The following is a 19,844-nucleotide window of genomic DNA, read 5'->3' as shown; positions in this document are numbered from 1 at the left end:
GGGCCGGAACCTATCATCAGGTATCCCGGGCGTGCTTCCGGCAACCACTGTGGACAACCGACGTCATCGCCGGTGACCGCTGTGCCAGAATTGCCCGTATGGCCAGCCGGTTCCTCTCCCTCGCGGACGTGCAGGAGATGCTCAACATCTCCAGCACCCAGGCCTACTCGCTCGTGCGCTCGGGCGAGCTGCCCGCCATCCAGGTGGGCCCCAAGAAGGTGTGGCGGGTCGAGGCGAGCAAGCTCGAGGAGTACATCGAGCACCAGTACGCCCGCACGCGCGAGCGGATCGCGTCGGGCGACCTCTGACCCTCCCGCCGGGCGCCCCCGGCGTCACGCCTCGCTGACGCGCAGCAGGGCACCGAACGGCACCGTCCGCACGACCGGCCGGGCGCGCTCCGCCTCCTCGACGTCGAGGTGGTCGGCGCCCACGCGCCCGATCCTGCCGATGACGGACCCGCCGGCGGTGCGGACCAGCACCCGGGCACGGTCGCGCTGGAGCCCGCGCAGCACGTGTCCCAGCCCGAGGCCGTTGGTGCGGGCCCGCGACGGCGTCGCGAGCCGGCCGAGGCCCACGACGGAGGCGAGCGCGTCCAGCGGCACCAGGTGCTGCACCCGTCCCCGGGCGCCGGTCCCGTCGAGGAGCAGCCACGCGTGGGCGACGCGGGCGAGGTGCCCCTCGATCCCCTCACCGTCGAGCAGCTCGAGCCGCAGCACCGAGCCGGTCGCGGCCCGCAACCGGTCGGCCAGCGAGATCGACGCCTGCTCGGCCCGCGTCAGCTCGGCGACCGCGCCCTCCTGCTCCGCGGCCTGCTCGGCGTCGAAGCGCGCCTCGAGGTCGGCGAAGAGCCGCTCCCACCTGGCCGGACCCGCGGGTGTCATGAGGCTCCTCTCGTCGACGGTCGGTGTCTCACAGGATGCCCGGGTGGACAGACCCGGCACCAGTCCGCTTCAATATCCACTACCAGAACACATCAACCGCTATCAAACGGCATCATTGTGAAGGATCCGAGATGACGGCGGCGGGACGAAGGAGACCTCGATGTCCGGCAGCACGCACCGCGACGAGCCCGCACGACGGCGCGACGCGTCCGCTCGCCCGAGCCGGACCGCCACCGGGCTCGGCCGACTCGTCGCCCTCACGGCCGCGGCCGCCGTCGCGGGTACCGCCCTGCTGCTGCGGGCCGCGGCCCTCGCCCCCCGGAGCGCCGCCGCGGCCGGCGGGCTCACCGTCGACCGGTGGGTCGAGCTCGCCGTGCTCGCCGCCGGGCTGCTCGCGGCCGCCTGGCTGGCCCTGAGCGGAGCGCTCGCCCTGGCCTGCGTCGCCGCGTCGCGGCTCGGTGGCCGGTGGCGCGCCGGCGAGGCCGCCGTCGAGCGACTCGCGCCCGCCGCCGTCCGCCGGATCGTCCGGACCGCCGTCGGCGTCGGTGTCGGCACGGGCCTGGCGCTCGCCCCGACCGTGGCCCTGGCGGCCGACCCCGCGCCCGCCGCGCCTGGCGCCGACGGCGCGTCCGTCGTCCTCGACCTCGGATGGCAGCCCACGGACGCCGACGCACAGCCGACCGCGCCCCCGACGGACCGGGAGTCGCTCGGCACCGCCGACGCCGCCGCGCCACCCGCGGCCCCCGCCGTCGAGCACCAGGACGAGGCGGCGGACGACGTCCCCGTCGAGGAGCTCGCGGCCGCCCCGGTCTCCCGCCAGGCTGCGGAAGCAGATGCCGCCGCGGTCACGGACGACGACGGTACGCGCGTGGTCCTGCGCGGCGACACGCTGTGGGACATCGCGGCCCGGTCGCTCGGCGGCTCCCCCACCGACGCGGAGGTCCTCCGCGAGGTGACGCGCTGGCACGCGGAGAACCGCGACGTCATCGGCGCGGACCCCGACCTCCTCCTGCCCGGCCAGATCCTGCGCGCCCCGGCCTGACGGCACCGACGTCCCCACGACTCACGCACCTATCGGAGGGCACCATGACCGCGACGCCGACCGCGCCGACCGCCCCTGCACCGAGCGTTCCCCCGCCTCCGGGCACCGGTCCTGCCGCTCCCGCGGCGCGACCGGCTCACGGCGGCACGCCCGCGACGTCGAGCACCGGGCCGGACGCCGGTACGGCCGACGGCACGCCTGACGGCGCTGGCTGCGGTGCTGGTGACGGTGCTGGTGGCAGCGCTGGTGGCGGCGCGGCCCGTCGCCCGGAGGGCATGGCCGACGCGCCGTCCGCCGACCGCTCGCCCGCGCGGCGCGCCCTGCGCGTGTCGGCCCCGCCGCGTCCGACCGGCCCGGCGGGCTATCCCGAGGCGAGCACCCGCCCGGCGTCACGCCCGCGGCACGTGCGGGTCGGCGCCGAGGGCGTCCGTCGTGCCCGGGCCGAGGAGGAGGACCTCCCGGCACGGCCGCTGCGCGAGACCGCCCCCGCGCCGCTGCCCGACCCGACCGCGCAGTGCTGCACGGTCGTGCGCGCCGCGGTCGAGGTGCTGCGCGGGGAGCGGCCGGCGGCGCAGCTCGCCCGCTGGGTGACGCCCCAGGTGCGCGACCAGCTCGCCGAGCGCGCACGGATCGGCCTCGCCCACGACCTCCTGCGGAACGAGGAGCCGCACCGGCCCGTGCAGGTGCGGCGGGTCCGGCTCGTGCGCCTCGGTGACGACGTGGCCGAGGCGACCGTCGTCCTGGACGACGACGGCCGGGTGCGCGCCGCCGCCGTCCGGCTGGAGGCACGCCGCGGCGCGTGGCGGGTCGCCGTCCTCGAGGTGGGCTGACCGGCCGGACGGGAGAACGCCGGAGCCCCGGCCCGCGCGCGGCGGGCCGGGGCTCCGGCGTGGGGACGACGCTCAGGGCGTCGCGCGAGGGGACGCCGGTCACTCCTCGTTGATGCCGTGGCAGACCTTGTACTTCTTGCCGGACCCGCAGGGGCACTGGGCGTTGCGCGGCGTGCCGGGGAAGGTCCGGCCGTCGCTGGTCGCCGCGGTGGCCTCGCCGTGCAGCTCGCGGCGCGAGCGGCGCGTGGGGGCGCCCGTCGTCGTGGTCGAGCCGTCCTCGCTCGGCGACGAGTAGGACAGCCGCTGCGGCGCCGGGGCGTCGAGCCCCTTGGCCAGGAGCACGGGCTCCTCCGCACCGGCGGGCTCCGCCGGCGCCGGCTCGGCCTCTGCCGGAGCGGCCGGTGCCTCGGGCTCCGCGACCGGCGCGGCCTCGGCGGCCGGCGTCGTCGCGCCGGCCACGACCTGGCCCGCGTCGGACTGGGCAGCCGCGGCGGCGCTGGCCGCGGAGATCACCGGGGCGCCGGGGGCGCCCTGGGCCCCGGGCTGCTGCACCTGCACGTCGAGGTTGAAGAGGAACCCGACGGACTCCTCCTTGATGGACTCCGTCATCGCCTGGAAGAGCTGGAAGCCCTCGCGCTGGTACTCGATGAGGGGGTCGCGCTGCGCCATCGCGCGCAGGCCGATGCCCTCCTTGAGGTAGTCCATCTCGTAGAGGTGCTCGCGCCACTTGCGGTCGAGCACCGACAGGACGACGCGGCGCTCGAGCTGCCGCATCGCCGCCTCGCCGAGGGACTCCTCACGCGCCTCGTACGCCACGCGGGCGTCCGAGAGCAGCTCCTCGAGGATCATCTCGTGGCTCAGCCGGCCGACGCCGCCCGCCTCCTCGACGACGTCCTCCGGCGTGATCGACACCGGGTACACGGACTTGAGCGCCGTCCACAGCGCGTCCAGGTCCCACGCCTCGGGGTTGCCGTCCGCGGTCGCGCCCTCCACGTACGCCGTGATCACGTCGGTGAGGAAGTGCTGCACCTGCTCCTGCAGGTCCTCGCCCTCGAGCACGCGCTTGCGCTCGGCGTAGATGACGGAGCGCTGCCGCGACAGGACGTCGTCGTACTTGAGGACGTTCTTGCGGATCTCGAAGTTGCGGGCCTCGACCTGCGACTGCGCGCTCTGGATGCCGCGCGTCACCATCTTCGACTCGAGCGGCATGTCGTCCGGGAAGCCGGCGCGGTCCATCATCGAGGACGCGAGGCCCGAGTTGAACAGGCGCATGAGGTCGTCCTGCATGGACAGGTAGAACCGCGACTCGCCCGGGTCGCCCTGACGGCCGGAGCGGCCGCGCAGCTGGTTGTCGATCCGGCGCGACTCGTGCCGCTCGGTGCCGAGCACGTACAGGCCGCCGAGCTCGGTGACCTCCTCGTGCTCCGACGCCACCGCCTGCTTGGCCTTCTCGAGCACGTCCGGCCAGGCCGCCTCGTAGGCCTCCGGGTCCTCCGCGGCGTCCAGGCCGCGCTCGGTCATCTCGGCGACGGCGAGGAACTCGGCGTTGCCGCCGAGCATGATGTCGGTACCGCGGCCGGCCATGTTGGTGGCGACGGTGACGGCGCCCTTGCGGCCGGCCTGCGCGACGACGGACGCCTCGCGCTCGTGCTCCTTGGCGTTCAGCACGCTGTGCGGCACGCCCGCCCGCTTGAGCAGGCCCGACAGCAGCTCGGACTTCTCGACGCTCGTGGTGCCGACCAGCACCGGCTGGCCCTTCGCGTGCCGCTCGACGATGTCTTCGACGACGGCGTTGAACTTCCCCTCCTCGTTCTTGTACACGAGGTCGGCCTGGTCCATGCGGATCATGGGCCGGTTGGTGGGGATCGGCACGACGCCCAGCTTGTAGGTGCCCTGGAACTCGGCGGCCTCGGTCTCGGCCGTACCGGTCATGCCGGCGAGCTTGTCGTAGAGGCGGAAGTAGTTCTGCAGCGTGATCGTGGCGAGCGTCTGGTTCTCCGCCTTGATCTGCACGCCCTCCTTGGCCTCGATGGCCTGGTGCATGCCCTCGTTGTAGCGGCGGCCGGCGAGGATGCGGCCGGTGTGCTCGTCGACGATCATGACCTCGCCGTTGAGGACGACGTAGTCCTTGTCGCGCTTGAACAGCTCCTTCGCCTTGATGGCGTTGTTGAGGAAGCCGATCAGCGGCGTGTTCAGCGACTCGTACAGGTTGTCGATGCCGAGGTAGTCCTCGATCTTCTCGATGCCGGGCTCGAGCACGCCGACGGTCTTCTTCTTCTCGTCGACCTCGTAGTCCGTGTCCACGGTGAGGCGGCGGACGACCTTGGCGAACTCGGTGTACCAGCGGTTCGCGTCGCCGGAGGCGGGGCCGGAGATGATGAGCGGGGTGCGGGCCTCGTCGATGAGGATCGAGTCCACCTCGTCGACGATGGCGAAGTGGTGGCCGCGCTGCACCAGGTCGTCGGGCGACCACGCCATGTTGTCGCGCAGGTAGTCGAACCCGAACTCGTTGTTCGTGCCGTACGTGATGTCGGCGGCGTACTGCTTGCGGCGCTCCTCCGGCGTCTGGCCCGACAGGATGACGCCCGTGGTCATGCCGAGGAACCGGTAGACGCGGCCCATGAGGTCGCCCTGGTACTTCGCGAGGAAGTCGTTGGTGGTGACGACGTGCACGCCCTTGCCCTCGAGGGCGTTGAGGTAGGCGGCGGTCGTGGCGACGAGCGTCTTGCCCTCACCGGTCTTCATCTCGGCGATGTTGCCGAGGTGCAGGGCCGCGCCGCCCATGAGCTGCACGTCGAAGTGCCGCTGGCCGAGGGTGCGGCGCGCGGCCTCGCGGACCGCGGCGAACGCCTCGGGGAGCAGCTCGTCGAGCGAGGTGCCGTGCTCGAGCCGCTCCTTGAACCGGGCGGTCTCCTCGTGCAGCTCGGCGTCGCTCAGCTCCTCGAAGCTGGGCTCGAGCCGGTTGACCTGCTCGGCGAGGCTGTTGAGCTTCTTGAGAATCCGGCCCTCGCCAAGACGGAGGACCTTCTCGAGGATCGCAGGCACGCAGTACTCCAGGGTCGGTGGCGCCCCGGGGATGTCCGGGACCGTGCGGCGCGACGACGGGCGACGACGGGCGGTCGGGATCGCACGTCCGCGCCGTCGCCTGGGTCACACCCCGGTCATCCTAGGCCGAGAGCCTGGGAGTCCGGCACGGGTTCGCGACAGACGAACAGCCCGGCGCCGCTCACAGCGGCTCGCGGTCGCGGCCCGGGCCGGGCGCGAGGTCGGCGGCGGCGCGGTCGGCGAGCTCGGCGCCCGCCGCCCCGTACAGGTGGTAGACGGCGTCCGCGCCGTGGCGGCGCAGCTCGGCGGCGTCCTCGTCGTAGCGGGCGATGGCCGCCACCCGACCGGCGAAGCCCGCGGCGCGCAGCCGGGCCAGCGCGATGAGGTTCGCCTTGTGGAACGGCATGGCGAGGACGGCGAGGCGCACCTGCCCGGCCCGCTTGACCCGGGCCCAGAACTCCGAGTCGGTGGCGTCCGCCGGGACGACGGCGATCCCCTCGGCCCGCAGCGCGTCGACGCGCGTGCGGTCGTGCTCGACCCCCATGACGCTCAGGCCGTGCACGTCGCGCAGCCGCCGGTACGTCGCGGAGCCCACCCGCCCCAGGCCGAGGACGACGGCGTCGGCACGGCCGATGTCGACGGGCCGGTCGTCGGGGTGCAGCTTGTCGACGTCCCGGCGCGGCAGCAGCACGGTGAGGCGGGCCGCGAGCTCCACCCCCCGCCGGTTGACGATCGCGGAGACCACGAAGCTTCCCGCGACCGCCAGGGACACGATCACCGTCCACTCCTCGTCGAGCAGGCCCGCCGTCGCCCCGAAGGCGACGACGATGATGCCGAACTCCGAGTAGTTGCCGAGCGCGAGACCCGCGAGGAACGACGTGCGACGACGGAGCCGCATGAGCCACAGCAGCAGGGCGTAGCCCGCCGCCTGGAGAGGCAGCAGCAGGAGCAGCAGGCCGGCGAGCGCCAGGTCGACCGGCGCCGGCATCCCGTGCAGCCCGATCTGCAGGAAGAACGCGACGAGCGCGAGGTCCTTGACGGTGAGCAGGGAGCGGGAGAGCTCGGTGGCCCGCGGGTGCCCCGCGAGCAGCGCCCCCATCACGAGCGCGCCCAGGTCGCCCGACAGCCCGACGGTCTCGAACAGCCAGAAGCCCGGGACGAGGGCCACGAACGCGCCGAACAGGGCCTGCAGCTCGCCGTGCCCGGCCCGGTCCCACACGCGCCGCAGCACCCACGCGCCCGGCACCAGGAGGACGACGGCGAGCGCCCACGGGCTGGGCGGCTCCCCCGTCGAGACGGCGAGGAACGCCACGGCCACGACGTCCTGGACGACCAGGACGCCGACGGCGATGCGCCCGTACAGCGCCGTCGTGTCCGAGCGGTCCTCGAGCACCTTGACCACGAAGACGGTCGAGGAGAACGACAGCGCCAGCCCGACGAGCGCCAGGGAGCCGAGCGACTCGTCGGCGAGCAGCCGGATCCCGACGACGGCGAGCAGGCCGAGGAACCCGACGGCCACGGCGACGCTCAGCACGAGGTGCGCCACGGTCGTGAGCCAGATCTCCGGGCGCAGCAACGAGCGGACGTCGAGCTTCAGGCCGATCGCGAACAGCAGGAGCGCCACGCCCAGCTCGGCGACGGTCTCCAGCCCGGGCAGGTCCGGGGCCCCGGCCGCCCCGAGCGCGAACCCGGCGGCGAGGAAGCCGACCAACGGCGGCAGCCGCAGCAGCGTCGCCGCGAGCCCGCCGACCAGCGCCGCGGCGAGGTACAGCACGGCCGTGGCCATCAGCGCTCCTGACCTTCTGCGGTCCCGACCGACGCCGGCGCGCCCGTCGTCGTGGCGCCGATCCTACGAGCGCTCGGAGCGCGGCGCCCTACGCGGCGCGCACGGCACCAGCCAGCGCGGGCGCGAGCTCCCCGACCGGCGCGACCGTCGTCGTGCCGAGCCCGAGCCAGCCCGCGAGCACGGCCAGCTCGGCGCCGAGCGCGGCCGCGGTGTCGGGGCCGGCTTGGGCGGTGGGGTGCACCGACTGGACGCGCAGGACGCCCGCCTGCCGGTCGGCCTTGAGGTCGACGAACGCCGTGATCGCGTCGCCCTCGAGGAAGGGCAGCACGTAGTACCCGAGCACCCGCTGGGGGGCGGGCACGTAGATCTCGATCCGGTAGAACACGTCGAACAGCGCCTCGAGGCGCCGCCGCTCCCACACGAGGGGGTCGAACGGGCTGAGCAGCGTGCGGGCCTGCGCCCGGCGGGGCAGCCGCGCGTCCCGGTGCCGGTAGGTGGGCTCGTCCCAGCCACGCACCTCGGCGGGCACGAGGACGCCGTCCTCGACCAGCTCGTCCCGCGCCTTGCGCACGGCCGGGCCGCGCAGGCGGAAGTAGTCGGCGAAGCAGCGGGTGGTGCCCACGCCGTGGGCCCGGGCGCCGAGCTCGAGCAGGCGCCTTACGGCCTCGTCGTCGGGCACCGGTGCCGCCGCCCGGACCGCCGGCGGCAGCACGCGCTCGGGCAGGTCGTAGCAGCGCTCGAACGCCGTGTTGCGGCGCGCGGCCATCACCTCGCCGGTGAAGAACAGGAACTCCAGGCAGCGCTTGGCCGTCGTCCAGTTCCAGCCCCACTCCTCCCGCGAGCGCGGCCCGGACCGCCCGGTGGCGACCAGCTCGTCGTGGATCTCGCGCGCCGTCACGGGCCCCCGCTCGGCGACCAGCCGCCGCACGTGGTCCAGCTCGGCCGCGTGCGCGAGCGGCGCCCCCGCGATGGTGCCCCAGGCCTCGCCGAGGTAGTTGCGCCGCCGCCACTCCAGCAGCGGGTACGTCGAGGCCGGCACGAAGGAGGCCACGTGCGCCCACGTCTCCACGATCCGCCGCGGCGCCCGCCCGGCCGCCCGGTCCAGCAGCCCCACGTCGTACGGCCCGAGCCGCGAGTACAGCGGCATCAGGTGCGCCCGCGCCAGCACGTTCACGGAGTCGATCTGCAGCAGGTTCAGCTGCTCCACGGTCGCCATCGCCCGGCGCATCGTCACCCCGCCGCCGACACCCGGCCGGGCACGGTGCAGCCCCTGGGCACCGAGGGCGACGCGACGAGCCTGCGCGAGCGAGAGGGAGTCCACCCGACCATCCTGCCGACCCCCACCGACACCGCGTCCGTCAGCCGTGCGCGTCGTGCCGGGCTTCGACAGGCTCACACCAGCGAGAAGGGTGTCGACGGGCTCGACCCGCGACGACGGCAAGCGAGCAAGAAGGGGCGGGTAGGGGCTTCTTCGCGGGGACGTATCACTCCCGAAGTGGAGGGCGCCCTGGCGCCCGTGAACGCGTCCCAGCGAAGAAGCCCCTACCCGCCCCGACCGCAACCGCGATTGCGGTCAGAACATCCAGATCACGTCAGCTCGGTCACCGGCTCCACTCCGCCGACGGTCGAGTCCAGCTCGATGACGCCGTACGTCCACCCCCGACGCCGGTACACGGCGGACGGTCGGGCCGTCTCCTTGGAGATGAAGAGGAAGAAGTCGTGACCCACCATCTCCATCTGGTAGACGGCGTCGTCGACCGTCATCGGCTCGGCGTGGTGCAGCTTGCGCCGGATCACCACCGGGGAGTCGCCGAGCTGCTCCTCGACGGCGTCGCCGGGCTCGGCGAGCGCGACGGGCGCGGAGGTCTCGGCGGTCGCCTCGGCGGCGGCGACCTCGTCGTAGGGGCGGACGTCCACGGACGGGAGGACGCCGTTCGCGCGGCGGCGGTGGTCCTTGCGGCGGTCGCGCGACCGGCGCAGCCGCTCGGTGAGCTTGTCCAACGCGATGTCGAGGGCTCCGAACCGGTCGTCCGCCGCGGCCTCCGCGCGGATCACGGGCCCCTTGTCGTGCACGGTGAGCTCGACCCGCTCCCGGACCTCGGAGAGCCGCGGGTTGTTCTCGCGCGTCACCTCCACGTCCACCCGGCGAGCGGCCGGTGCGAGCTGGGTGACCTTGCTCAACTTGTCCTCCACGTGCCGGCGGAACCTGTCCGCCACCTCCGTGTGCCTGCCGACGACGACGATCTCCATCGTGTTGCTCCACTTCGTCGTGAGGCCGCCCACTGCTCGAGCGGCCCGAGTTGTCCGTCTGGGCACCCCCTGGGGGGCACCGTGCTCGGCACCACCTCCCGGGTCGCCGGACGCGTGTCCGGACCGCTCGTGGGTCGCACGGGCCAACGTCCCGGACCGTGGTCTCGGGGCGCTTCGCCCGCGTGGGACCCTCAGGCTAACCCCCTCTCGTGCGCCAGGGATACCGGTGGGGCGAGGAGGTTCCTCACCTCTTTCGTGACGGCCCCGGGAGGCGGGGTCGCGGCCAGCACGAGAGCTCCGAGGACGTCCGCGCCGGCGTCCTCGAGCGCGCGTTCGGCGGCCGCCAGCGTGGATCCCGTGGTGACCACGTCGTCGACGAGGAGGACGGCGGGGCGGGCCCCGCCGGCGCGGGCGAGCGGCCGACCGCGCGTGGCGACGGAGCCGGTGAGGTTGCGTGCCCGGGCGCGCGCGCCGAGCCCCACCTGGTCGCGCCCGCGCCCGCGCCGCACCAGGGCCGGGACGACCGTCGCGGTGAGGCCGGCGTCGTGCAGGCCGGCCGCGGTGGCGCGGGCGAGGACGCGCACGTGGTCGCGTCCTCGGGCGCGGCGGGACGCCGTCGTGGAGGGTGCGCCGACGACGAGCAGGGGGCGCCCGTCGAGGGCGGGCGCGGCGCGTACGGCGACCGCGCGCGCCGCGGACCGCAGGGGCGGGCCGACGAGGCGGTCGAGGTCGGTGCGCCCGCGGTCCTTCCACGCCACGACGATCTCCCGCATCGGCCCGGTGTAGGCCGCGAGCGCCCAGACCGGCAGCACGGGGACGCCGTCGAGCCGGTCCAGGCGCGGCGCCGCGGCCTCGACCCGGGCGGGGGGCCCGCCGAGCAGGGCGCCGCAGGCGGGGCACCAGAGCACGTCCAGGGCACCGCAGCCGGGGCACGACACGGGTACGACGAGCCGGCCGAGCTCGCGGAGCCACCGCACGGGCGGCGGCGCGGGGTCGGGCCGGGCGCGGTCGGGCCGGGCGACCGGCGACGGGATGCGGGGCGGGGCGGTCGAGATCTGGGGCACCCGTGCAGCGTGCCGCTCCCGCCGCTGCGCGCGGGAGACCGCTCCACGACCTGGGGACGACGGCGGCCTGGGGGCAGCCTCGGGGCCTGCGGTCGCGCGGCGGTGTCGTCGCGGCCGTCAGCCGGGGTAGGCGACGAGCTGGACCCCGTCGGACACCATCGACCACAGCGCGGAGCTCTGCCGCGAGTACAGGGTGCCGTCGCCGTCGACGGCGAGCATGGCCCCGGTGCCGACGGACGCCGTCACGGAGCGCGGGTCCGGGACTCCGGGCTGCGCGCGCGACAGACCGCCCTGGCCGGCGAGCCCGCCGACGCCGGCGAGGAAGACGGCCCCGTCGCCGTCGGACTCCTGGCCGATCAGGGCGAGGGCCGCCTCGTCCTGCCACACCGCCTGCGTCACCTGGGACACCGAGGCGCCGACCTGGACGGGCGCCGAGAGGCCGGTCGGGACGTTCTCGGCGTCGCGGACCACGCCCGCCACGTGCACCAGGCGGCCGCTGGGACCGGCGCTGACGATCACCACGCGGGCGCCCTCCGGCGACACGCGCACCGAGCGCACGGTCCGCGACGACAGCCAGTCGACGTCCAGCTTCCGCACCGCGCCGGACGGCATCGCCACGAGGAGCTGCGACCCTTGCGCGCTCCACACGGCGCCGAACCGGTCGACGGACGGCGGCACCAGCTTCGAGCCCGACAGCAGCACGTCGGGGGCGCCGTCGCCGCTGACGCGGACGATGCGCTCCGCGCCGTCGCGCACCACGACCGGCTCGTCGCCGGGGCCGGCGGCGAGGGCCGTGGCGTCGAGCCCGTCGAGAGAGACGGGCTCCTCCAGCTCGCGCAGCTCGCGCCCGACGACGCGCACCAGCTTGCCGTCGGCGAGCGCGAGCGCCTCGCCCTTCGTCCGAGGCGCCGAGATCTCGTCGGCGCCGGCGGTCGTGAGCGGCGTGTTCTGGTCGGAGAGGACGACGGTGCGCCCCTCCCCCTCGGCGAGCGACGCCTGGAGCTGCGCCGCCGCGAGCGCCCGCTGCTGGGCGCTGGCCTGGGAGATCGTGGAGGTGAGGCTCACGTCGATGGTGCCGTCGTCGGTCACCGTCACCGCGTCGATGGCGAGCGAGGTGCCCTCCGGGATGACGGTGGTCGTCGAGTCCTGCAGCCACTCGGGCGGGCCCGCCAGGATCTCGCTCGTGGCGTCGGTGCGCCAGGTCTGGCGCGGGAACCACCGCATGTCGGGCACCCACCAGGTGAGGTCGGGCGTCGGGAAGTAGAGGGTCGTCGGGTGGAACGCCTGGCTGAAGAACGCGGACGGGAGCATGAGGCCGTCCTCGAGCTGGGAGATCCGCCACTCGCCGCCGGGTTCGCGTGTCAGGCCGAACGGCACCGTGAACTCGTTGGTCCGGGCCTCCTCGGTGTACATCCCGCGCTCGTCGAGCGTCGCGACCACGCGCACGGTCGCGTCGACGGTCGCCTCGGTGGCGTCGGCGGGGACGTCGGTGAGGTCGAGCTCGGGGTCCCCCTCGAGCACGAGCACGCGCGCGTACCGGTCCCAGCCCTCCCACGCCTCGTCGGTGACGTACTCCTGCGCCACGGCGAACGACGAGCTCGACGTGGGCCCGAGCTGCGCCACGCTGAGGAAGCCCTGCACCACCTGGTCCGGTGTGGCGCCGGCCGCCGGCCCGGACGCGATGTAGCCGATCTCGCTGATGTTCTCCAGCTCCGTGTCGCCGTCGCGCACCGGCCCGTTCGTGGGGATGCGCGCGCACGCGACGGTCACGGCGAGCACGGTCAGGAGGGTCACGACGGCGGCCGGCAGCGAGGCGGCCCGGCGGCGCCGACGGTGCGCCGGCCGGGGGGTGCGTGGCGTCGTCATCGGGCCTCCTCCTGGGCGTCGTCCCGTGCGGGCGGGACGGGGGCGTGGGCGATGTCCACGCCGTCGGCGTCCACGACCCCGAGCTCGGGGATGGCCGTGGGCGTGGGGCCGGTCGGCGGGTTCACGACCGGGAGCTGCCCGGTGGGCGGTGCCGTGACGCCGGTCGACGGGCCCTCGAGCGGCAGGGGTGAGCCCGTCAGGCGGATCCCGGCGCGCCGCGGCAGGGTGAGCCGGAAGCTCGCGCCCTCCCCGAGGCGCCCCCACGCCTCGAGGCGGCCCGCGTGCAGGCGGGCGTCCTCGAGGGAGATCGCGAGCCCCAGCCCGGTGCCGCCCGTGGTGCGGGCGCGGGCCGGGTCCGCGCGCCAGAAGCGGTGGAAGACGCGGTCGAGGTCCTCGGGCGCGAGCCCCACGCCGTGGTCGCGCACGACGACGGCGACGGCGTCGGCGTCGACCCCCACGGTGACCTCGACCGGCTTGCCCTCGGCGTGCTCGACGGCGTTCACCACGAGGTTGCGGACGATGCGCTCGACGCGACGCGGGTCGACGTCCGCCGTCGCCGGCTCGTCGGGGAGCGTCACGGACAGGAAGACGTGCTTGGTCTCCGCGAGCGGCATCGACGTGTCGGCCACGGCGGCGACGACGTCGCGCAGGTCGCGCTGCTCGACGTCGAGCACGGCGGCGCCGGCGTCGAACCGGCTGATCTCCAGCAGGTCGGTGAGCAGGATCTCGAAGCGGTCGAGCTGGGTGTACAGCAGCTCGGCGGAACGCCGGGCGGCGGGGTCGAGGTCGTCGCGGGAGGCGTGGATGACCTCGCCCGCCATCCGGATCGTCGTGAGCGGCGTGCGCAGCTCGTGGGAGACGTCGGAGACGAAGCGGCGCTGGGCGGCCGACAGCTCCTCCATCCGCGCGATCTGGTCCTCGAGGTTCCCGGCCATCTCGTTGAACGTGCGGGTGAGGGTGGCCATCTCGTCCTGGCCCTTGGCGTCCGGGAGCCGCTCGTCCAGGTGGCCGTCGGCGAGCCGCGAGGCGACCGTCGCGGCGCGCCGCACGGGCGCGACCGTCTGCCGCGTCACGACCCACGTGAGCGCGCCGAGCAGCGCGAGGATCGCGAGTGCGCCGAGCGCGAGGGTGCGCTGCACGAACGACAGCGTCTCCTGCTCGGCCTGCAGGGAGTAGATCGCGTACAGCTCGTACGTGCCGATGGACGGCACCTCGACCGTCGACCCGACGATGACGCCCGGCTCCGGCGCCTCGCTGTCGGTGAACTCGGCAGGGATCTGCACGGACTGCAGCACCTGCCCGTCGGAGGCCCGGGTGGCCTCGCGCAGGTCCTCGCTGATGATGGCCTTGAGCCCCGGCTGGGTGCCCGGGTCACCGATCCGGCGCTGCTGGTCGGGGGTGCTGAGGAAGAGGAAGTCCTGCGCGCTCGACGCGCCCGCCGCGAGGGTGCGCACCATCTGCACCAGGAGGAGCTGCAGGTCGGAGTTCGACGTCGCGGGCGAGGTGTCGAAGGCGCTGCGCACCTGCTCCGTCATGGAGGCGTTCTCGCGCTCGATGCGGTCGACGCGCTGCTCGTAGAGCCCGTCGCGGATCGAGATCGACAGGTAGAGGCCGAGCAGCGCGACGGCGACGACGCCCAGCGCGAGCGCCGACGTCACGACCCTCAGCTGCAGGGACGACCGCCACCGCCGGACGAGGTACCGGGTCCGCGAGACGGTCCAGGCGCGCCACCGCCGCCACGTCCGGCGGACGCGGCGCGCGGCGGGCTCAGCGCGGAGCACCGGCCTTGTAGCCCACACCGCGCACGGTCAGCACGACCGTCGGGTTCTCGGGGTCGCGCTCGACCTTGGAGCGCAGGCGCTGCACGTGCACGTTGACCAGGCGGGTGTCGGCGCTGTGCCGGTAGCCCCAGACCTTCTCGAGCAGCACCTCGCGGGTGAACACCTGCCAGGGCTTGCGGGCCAGCGCCACGAGCAGGTCGAACTCCAGCGGGGTGAGGCTGATGCGCTCGCCGTCGCGCACCACGTTGTGGCCGGTGACGTCGATCTCGACGTCGCCGATGCGCAGCCGCTCGGGCCCCGGATCGTCGTTGCGGCGCAGCCGGGTGCGGATGCGGGCGACGAGCTCCTTGGGCTTGAACGGCTTCGTCACGTAGTCGTCGGCGCCCGACTCGAGGCCGAGCACGACGTCGACCGTGTCCGTCTTGGCGGTGAGCATGATGATCGGGACGCCGGACTCGGCGCGGATCTCGCGGGCCACCTCGATGCCGTCCTTGCCGGGCAGCATGAGGTCGAGCAGGACGAGGTCGGGCTGCTCGTCGCGGAAGGCGACGAGGGCACCGTCGCCGTCGGCGCAGAACGTCGGCTCGAACCCCTCGGACTTCAGGACGATACCGATCATCTCGGACAGCGCAGTGTCGTCGTCGACCACCAGGACACGGGACTTCATGCACCCATGATGCCAGTCACGGCAGAGGCTCCGTGGAACGGCCCGGTGGAAAGCCGCGTGAGGGTCTCGCCGCGCCGTACTAGGGTCGGGGCGACCGGCGTCACACCCGGTCCTCCAGCGTTCCACCAGCACACGTCACGTCACCAGCACAGCCCGACAGTCCCGTCCGCCGACGCACGCGTCGGCACGACCCGACCGCCCTGCCGCCCGGGAGGCCGCGATGAGCACGCCCGACCAGCCCCAGCCGCCGTCCGGCTGGGGGGACGCCCCCGAGCCGCCCCGGTACGGCCAGCGCCTGCCCGAGGGCGCCGCGCCGCCCGGCGGCGGGCAGCAGTACGGCCAGGGTCAGTACGGCCAGCAGTACGGGCAGGGTCAGTACGGCCAGCAGTACGGGCAGGGCCAGTACGGGCAGCAGTACGGCCAGGGGTACGGGCAGAGCCCGTACGGCCCGCAGCAGCCGCCGGTGCCGGCGGCGGCGAAGCCCGGTGTCGTGCCGCTGCGCCCGCTGTCGCTGGGCGAGATCTACGACGGCGCGTTCACCGCGATCCGCCACAACCCGAAGGTCATGCTCGGGGCCGCGACCCTCGTGATCCTGGTGGCGACCGTCCTGGGCGTCCTCGTCGCGCAGCTCATCGTGCCGACGATCTCGTCGTCGTTCTCGTCGCTGACCGCGACGGACCCGGAGCTCGCCGACCTCGGGTTCGACAACCTCATGGCGCAGACCCTGGCGACGTCGCTGGGCACCAGCCTGACCATGCTCCTGGCCCAGCCCGTGGTGGAGGGCATCCTCACCGTCTCGGTGAGCCAGTCGGTCATCGGACGGAAGCTGAGCCTCGGCGAGGTCTGGGAACGCCTGCAGGGCCGGGTCGGCCGGCTGATCGGCTGGTCCCTGCTGCGCACGCTCGCCGGCGCCGTGCTCGCCTTCGTGTGGTTCTTCGTCCTGGTCCTGCTCGTCGCCGCGGTGAGCGAGCAGTCCGTGGGCGGGGCGATCGGCCTCGGGCTCGTGCTCGGCCTCGGGTACGTCGTCGTCATGGTCTGGCTCGGCGTGCGGGTGGGGCTCGTCGCACCGGCGCTGGCGCTCGAGGGGCAGGGGCTGGGCCGCACCCTCGCGCGCGCCTGGCGGCTGACGCGGGGCTCCTTCTGGCGGCTGTTCGGCATCTACCTGCTCGCGCTGGTCATCGTGAGCGCCGCCGCCTACATCATCACGATCCCGCTCAGCGTCGTCGCGGGCATGATCGGCGGCACCGGCGGCAGCATCGAGACGCTCACCACGGCGACGCTCGTGGTCAGCGTCCTGTCCTCCGTCATCACCGCGGCGATCACCGTGATCTTCGTGGGCGCGGTCGTCGCGCTGCTCTACATCGACGTGCGGATGCGCCGCGAGGGGCTGGACGTGCAGCTCGCGGCCGCCGCGCAGGCGTCCGACGGCCGCCGCCCCGGCGACGCGCCCGGCCCCCGGCCCGGTCCGCCGCCCGGCATGCTCGCGTGAGCGGCGCGGCGGCGGTGGCGCACGGGGTCGTGGCGGCGGCCCTGGTCGTCGACATGCCCGCCGGCGTGCCCGTGGTCCCCGACCGGGAGACGGCGCACGACTGGCTCCTGGAGGAGCTGTCCCGCCCCGAGTACTCGACCACGCCGTCGCTGCTGGAACGCCTGCTGACCTGGCTCGGCGACCTGTTCGACGGCCTGACCCTCGGCGAGGGCCGCTTCCCGCTCGCGTTCGTCGTCGTGGTCGTCGTGGTGCTCGTCGCCGTGATCGCCTGGTGGGTCGCGGGGCCCGTCCGCCTGGTGCGCCGCCGGCGGCGCTCCGCCGTCGTGCTCGGCGACGACGAGCGCACCGCCGCCGAGCTGCGGGCGTCCGCGGACGCCGCCGCGGCCCGCGGCGACTGGTCCGCGGCCGTGCTCGACCGCTTCCGCGCCCTCGTGCGCTCCCTGGAGGAGCGGGTCGTACTGGACGAGCGCCCGGGCCGTACGGCGCAGGAGGCCGCGCACGACGCGGGCACCCGGCTGCCCACGGTCGCCGCCGAGCTGCACGACGCGGCCCGCCTGTTCGACGACGTCTGCTACGGGACCCTCCCCGCCGGCCCCGACGACGACCGCCGCCTGCGCGGCCTCGACGAACGGGTGGGCGCGCTGCGGCCCGCGCCGCTCGCCGCTGCGGCGTCCGGCGAGGTGGGGGCAGGATGACGACGCAGACGACACAGGCGCCGACGGCGACGGCCGCACCCGGGGGCGCCGCCATGGGCGCGGGCTCGCCGGACGCGGTGGTGTCCCCGGTGGTGACGGGCGACGGCAGCACCGGCCGCAGCCGTACCGTGCACCGCTGGCGGCGGGCCCGGTGGACGCTGTTCGTGCTCGGCGTCCTCGCGCTCGTGGTGGCTGTGCTGGCCGTGCAGCGCCCGGTCACGTCCACCATCCCGTACGCGCCCGACAACGCGCAGCCGGACGGGGCCCGGGCCGTCGCGCAGGTGCTCGGGCGCCAGGGCGTCGAGGTGCGGCACGTCACCCACGTCGCGGACGCCGTCGCGGAGGCCGGACCGGGCACGACCCTCGTCGTGACGCCCACGAGCATGCTGCTGCCCGAGCAGGTCGACGCACTGGCCGGCGTCGACGCGGACTTGGTGCTCCTCGGCGCCGACGACTTGCTGCTGCGCGCGGCCACCGACGACGCCGTGGGCCGCGTCCCCGGGGTCCCCGTGCCCGCGGGCGCCGTCGAGCCGTCGTGCGACCTGCCGCTCGCCACGCGCGCCGGGACGATGCGCCTCGCGCCGGGCCTCGCGGCCGAGCCCGGGGCCACCGACGTGACGCTGTGCTGGCCGGCCGACGGGTCCGCGGCGCTCGCGCAGGTGCGGTCGTCCGGGGCCGACGGCGGGCGCACCGTGACCGCCGTCGACGACCCGTCCTTCGTCACCAACGGCGTCGTGCTGGACGACGGCGACGCGGCGCTCGCGCTGGGCCTGCTGGGCACCCGCGACACGCTCGTGTGGCTCGTCCCCGACCCGCTCGACACCAGCACGACCGGCGAGGGCGGCGCACCGTCCGCGGGCGCCGGCATCCTGCCGCCGTGGGCCGGCGTCGTCGGCCTGTGGGCGCTGCTGGTCGTGCTCGTCGCCGCCGTGTGGCGGGCGCGCCGGCTGGGCCCGCTGGTCGCGGAGCCGCTGCCCGTCGTGGTCCGCGCCGCCGAGACCACCCGCGGCCGCGGCCGCCTCTACCGGCGGGCCCGGTCCCGCGGCCACGCCGCCGCGGGCCTGCGCGCCGCCACCGCCGAGTCCGTCGCGCGGCGCCTGGGCGTGCCCCGGTCCGCCGACGCCACGGCCCTCACCGAGGCCGTCGCACGTGCCACCGGCCGCTCCGCGCACGACCTGGCCGACCTGTTGTACGGCCCACCACCCCACGACGACGACGCGCTCACCGAGCTCGCGCGTCGGCTCGACACCCTGGAGAGCGAGGTCCACCGATCGTGACGACCCCCGACGAGAACCCGCAGGGCACACCGCCCGCGGCCCCTGTCGAGACCACCCCGTCGACCACTGCGTCGACCGCCCCTGGCGACGCCGCGCCCACGCAGGCACCGCAGGCACCGCAGGCGCCCCTGACACCCCCGGCGCCAGGAGCCGCGACGGCGAGCACGCCGTCGCGCGAGCTGCGCGCCGCGCTCGCGGGCGTGCGCAGCGAGGTGGGCAAGGCGGTCGTGGGTCAGGACTCGGCGGTGACGAGCCTGCTCATCGCGCTGCTCTGCTCCGGCCATGTGCTGCTCGAGGGCGTGCCCGGCGTCGCCAAGACGCTGCTGGTGCGGGCGCTCGGCGCGTCGCTCGACCTGTCGACGAAGCGCGTGCAGTTCACGCCGGACCTCATGCCCGGCGACGTCACCGGCTCGCTCGTGTACGACGCGCGCACCGCCGAGTTCTCGTTCCGCGAGGGCCCCGTCTTCACGAACCTGCTGCTCGCGGACGAGATCAACCGCACGCCCCCGAAGACGCAGGCGTCCCTGCTGGAGGCGATGGAGGAGCGGCAGGTGTCCGTGGACGGCACGCCGCGGCCGCTGCCGGACCCGTTCGTCGTCATCGCCACGCAGAACCCGGTGGAGCAGGAGGGCACGTACCCGCTCCCCGAGGCGCAGCTCGACCGCTTCCTGCTCAAGGTGGTGCTGCCCGTGCCCGAGCGCGAGCAGGAGATCGAGGTGCTGGCCCGGCACGCCGCCGGGTTCGACCCGCGCGACCTGGGCGCCGCGGGGGTCCGGCCGGTCGCCCGCCCCGAGCAGCTCGCCGCCGCGCGCGCCGAGGTGCGCCAGGTCCAGGTCGCACCCGAGGTCCTCGGCTACGCCGTCGACCTGTGCCGCGCCACCCGCCGCTCCCCCTCGCTGTCGCTGGGCGTGTCGCCGCGTGGCGCCACCGCGCTGCTCGCGACGTCGCGCGCCTGGGCGTGGCTGTCCGGTCGCTCGTACGTGACGCCCGACGACGTCAAGGCGCTCGCGCACCCGACGCTGCGGCACCGCGTCCAGCTGCGGCCCGAGGCGGAGCTCGAGGGCGTCACCGCCGAGAGCGTCCTGACGACCGTACTCGCGACCGTCCCCGTCCCGCGCTGAGCGCGGCGGCGAGGTGTCGGGGGCAGGCGTGGTCGTGACGGTGGATGTGG

The 19,844-nt window shown here is 75.0% G+C and carries 16 protein-coding genes and 1 pseudogene; 7 read left to right on the top strand and 10 right to left on the bottom strand.

All coding sequences use genetic code 11. The annotated features are described in order from the left end of the window. Positions 1–98: 98 nt before the first annotated feature. Positions 99–308, top strand: coding sequence for a helix-turn-helix domain-containing protein (locus ACQP60_RS17015; RefSeq protein ID WP_429735024.1), 210 nt, complete (start codon positions 99–101; stop codon positions 306–308). A 24-nt stretch (positions 309–332) separates the two neighbouring features. On the opposite strand, the gene ACQP60_RS17010 is transcribed toward ACQP60_RS17015, so the two are convergent. Further along, positions 333–881 carry a hypothetical protein gene (locus tag ACQP60_RS17010; RefSeq protein WP_429735022.1) on the bottom strand — a complete coding sequence of 183 codons (549 nt, stop codon included), beginning with the start codon at positions 879–881 and terminating at the stop codon, positions 333–335. 160 nt (positions 882–1,041) lie between these two features. On the opposite strand from ACQP60_RS17010, the gene ACQP60_RS17005 reads away from it, so the two are divergent. Continuing rightward, positions 1,042–1,923, top strand: coding sequence for a LysM peptidoglycan-binding domain-containing protein (locus ACQP60_RS17005; RefSeq protein WP_429735020.1), 882 nt, complete (start codon positions 1,042–1,044; stop codon positions 1,921–1,923). 275 nt (positions 1,924–2,198) lie between these two features. Further along, positions 2,199–2,753 (top strand): Rv3235 family protein, encoded by a 555-nt coding sequence (locus ACQP60_RS17000; protein ID WP_429735018.1) that lies wholly within the window; start codon positions 2,199–2,201, stop codon positions 2,751–2,753. Positions 2,754–2,852: 99 nt separating this feature from the next. Here ACQP60_RS17000 and ACQP60_RS16995 read toward each other — a convergent pair whose 3' ends face one another. From ACQP60_RS16995 to mtrA, 9 genes and pseudogenes are all read right to left on the bottom strand, one after another. Continuing rightward, positions 2,853–3,095 (bottom strand): SEC-C metal-binding domain-containing protein, encoded by a 243-nt coding sequence (locus ACQP60_RS16995; protein ID WP_429735339.1) that lies wholly within the window; start codon positions 3,093–3,095, stop codon positions 2,853–2,855. Between the two features lie 207 nt (positions 3,096–3,302). Then, positions 3,303–5,798 (bottom strand): annotated as a pseudogene (gene secA, locus ACQP60_RS16990) (preprotein translocase subunit SecA); the annotation flags it as partial. A gap of 181 nt (positions 5,799–5,979) precedes the next feature. Next, positions 5,980–7,584, bottom strand: a complete 1,605-nt coding sequence (locus ACQP60_RS16985) for a cation:proton antiporter domain-containing protein (protein ID WP_429735016.1) — start codon at positions 7,582–7,584, stop codon at positions 5,980–5,982. A gap of 88 nt (positions 7,585–7,672) precedes the next feature. Next, a complete protein-coding gene (locus ACQP60_RS16980; RefSeq protein WP_429735014.1) occupies positions 7,673–8,905 on the bottom strand; it encodes a winged helix-turn-helix domain-containing protein in 1,233 nt (410 codons plus the stop codon). Positions 8,906–9,171: 266 nt separating this feature from the next. After that, positions 9,172–9,834: a ribosome hibernation-promoting factor, HPF/YfiA family gene (hpf, locus tag ACQP60_RS16975; protein ID WP_429735012.1), complete on the bottom strand. Its 663-nt coding sequence runs from the start codon at positions 9,832–9,834 to the stop codon at positions 9,172–9,174. Positions 9,835–10,025: 191 nt separating this feature from the next. After that, positions 10,026–10,898 carry a ComF family protein gene (locus ACQP60_RS16970; protein ID WP_429735010.1) on the bottom strand — a complete coding sequence of 291 codons (873 nt, stop codon included), beginning with the start codon at positions 10,896–10,898 and terminating at the stop codon, positions 10,026–10,028. Between the two features lie 117 nt (positions 10,899–11,015). Beyond that, positions 11,016–12,764 carry an LpqB family beta-propeller domain-containing protein gene (locus tag ACQP60_RS16965; protein ID WP_429735008.1) on the bottom strand — a complete coding sequence of 583 codons (1,749 nt, stop codon included), beginning with the start codon at positions 12,762–12,764 and terminating at the stop codon, positions 11,016–11,018. Next, entirely contained in the window at positions 12,761–14,545 is a 1,785-nt protein-coding gene (gene mtrB / locus ACQP60_RS16960; RefSeq protein WP_429735006.1) for an MtrAB system histidine kinase MtrB, read from the bottom strand. Before mtrB ends, ACQP60_RS16965 begins: the two co-directional genes overlap by 4 nt. Further along, entirely contained in the window at positions 14,532–15,212 is a 681-nt protein-coding gene (gene mtrA, locus ACQP60_RS16955) for an MtrAB system response regulator MtrA (RefSeq protein ID WP_429735004.1), read from the bottom strand. Before mtrA ends, mtrB begins: the two co-directional genes overlap by 14 nt. Before the next feature lie 220 nt (positions 15,213–15,432). On the opposite strand from mtrA, the gene ACQP60_RS16950 reads away from it, so the two are divergent. From ACQP60_RS16950 to ACQP60_RS16935, 4 genes are read left to right on the top strand one after another with little or no spacing between them, the layout of a single operon-like run. Next, positions 15,433–16,701, top strand: a complete 1,269-nt coding sequence (locus ACQP60_RS16950) for a DUF7847 domain-containing protein (protein WP_429735002.1) — start codon at positions 15,433–15,435, stop codon at positions 16,699–16,701. Then, entirely contained in the window at positions 16,698–17,396 is a 699-nt protein-coding gene (locus tag ACQP60_RS16945; RefSeq protein ID WP_429735001.1) for a DUF4129 domain-containing protein, read from the top strand. Before ACQP60_RS16950 ends, ACQP60_RS16945 begins: the two co-directional genes overlap by 4 nt. Then, complete coding sequence (locus ACQP60_RS16940; protein WP_429734999.1) at positions 17,393–18,673, top strand: DUF4350 domain-containing protein; 1,281 nt, start codon at positions 17,393–17,395, stop codon at positions 18,671–18,673. The genes ACQP60_RS16945 and ACQP60_RS16940 overlap by 4 nt, the downstream gene beginning before the upstream one ends. Continuing rightward, a complete protein-coding gene (locus ACQP60_RS16935; RefSeq protein WP_429735337.1) occupies positions 18,667–19,794 on the top strand; it encodes an AAA family ATPase in 1,128 nt (375 codons plus the stop codon). Before ACQP60_RS16940 ends, ACQP60_RS16935 begins: the two co-directional genes overlap by 7 nt. Positions 19,795–19,844: the final 50 nt, after the last annotated feature.

The organism is Isoptericola variabilis (assembly GCF_050311655.1).
In the GTDB taxonomy this organism is placed as follows: domain Bacteria; phylum Actinomycetota; class Actinomycetes; order Actinomycetales; family Cellulomonadaceae; genus Isoptericola; species Isoptericola variabilis.
Note: the sequence above shows the minus strand (reverse complement) of the source record. Positions and strands in the feature narration are given on the sequence as shown.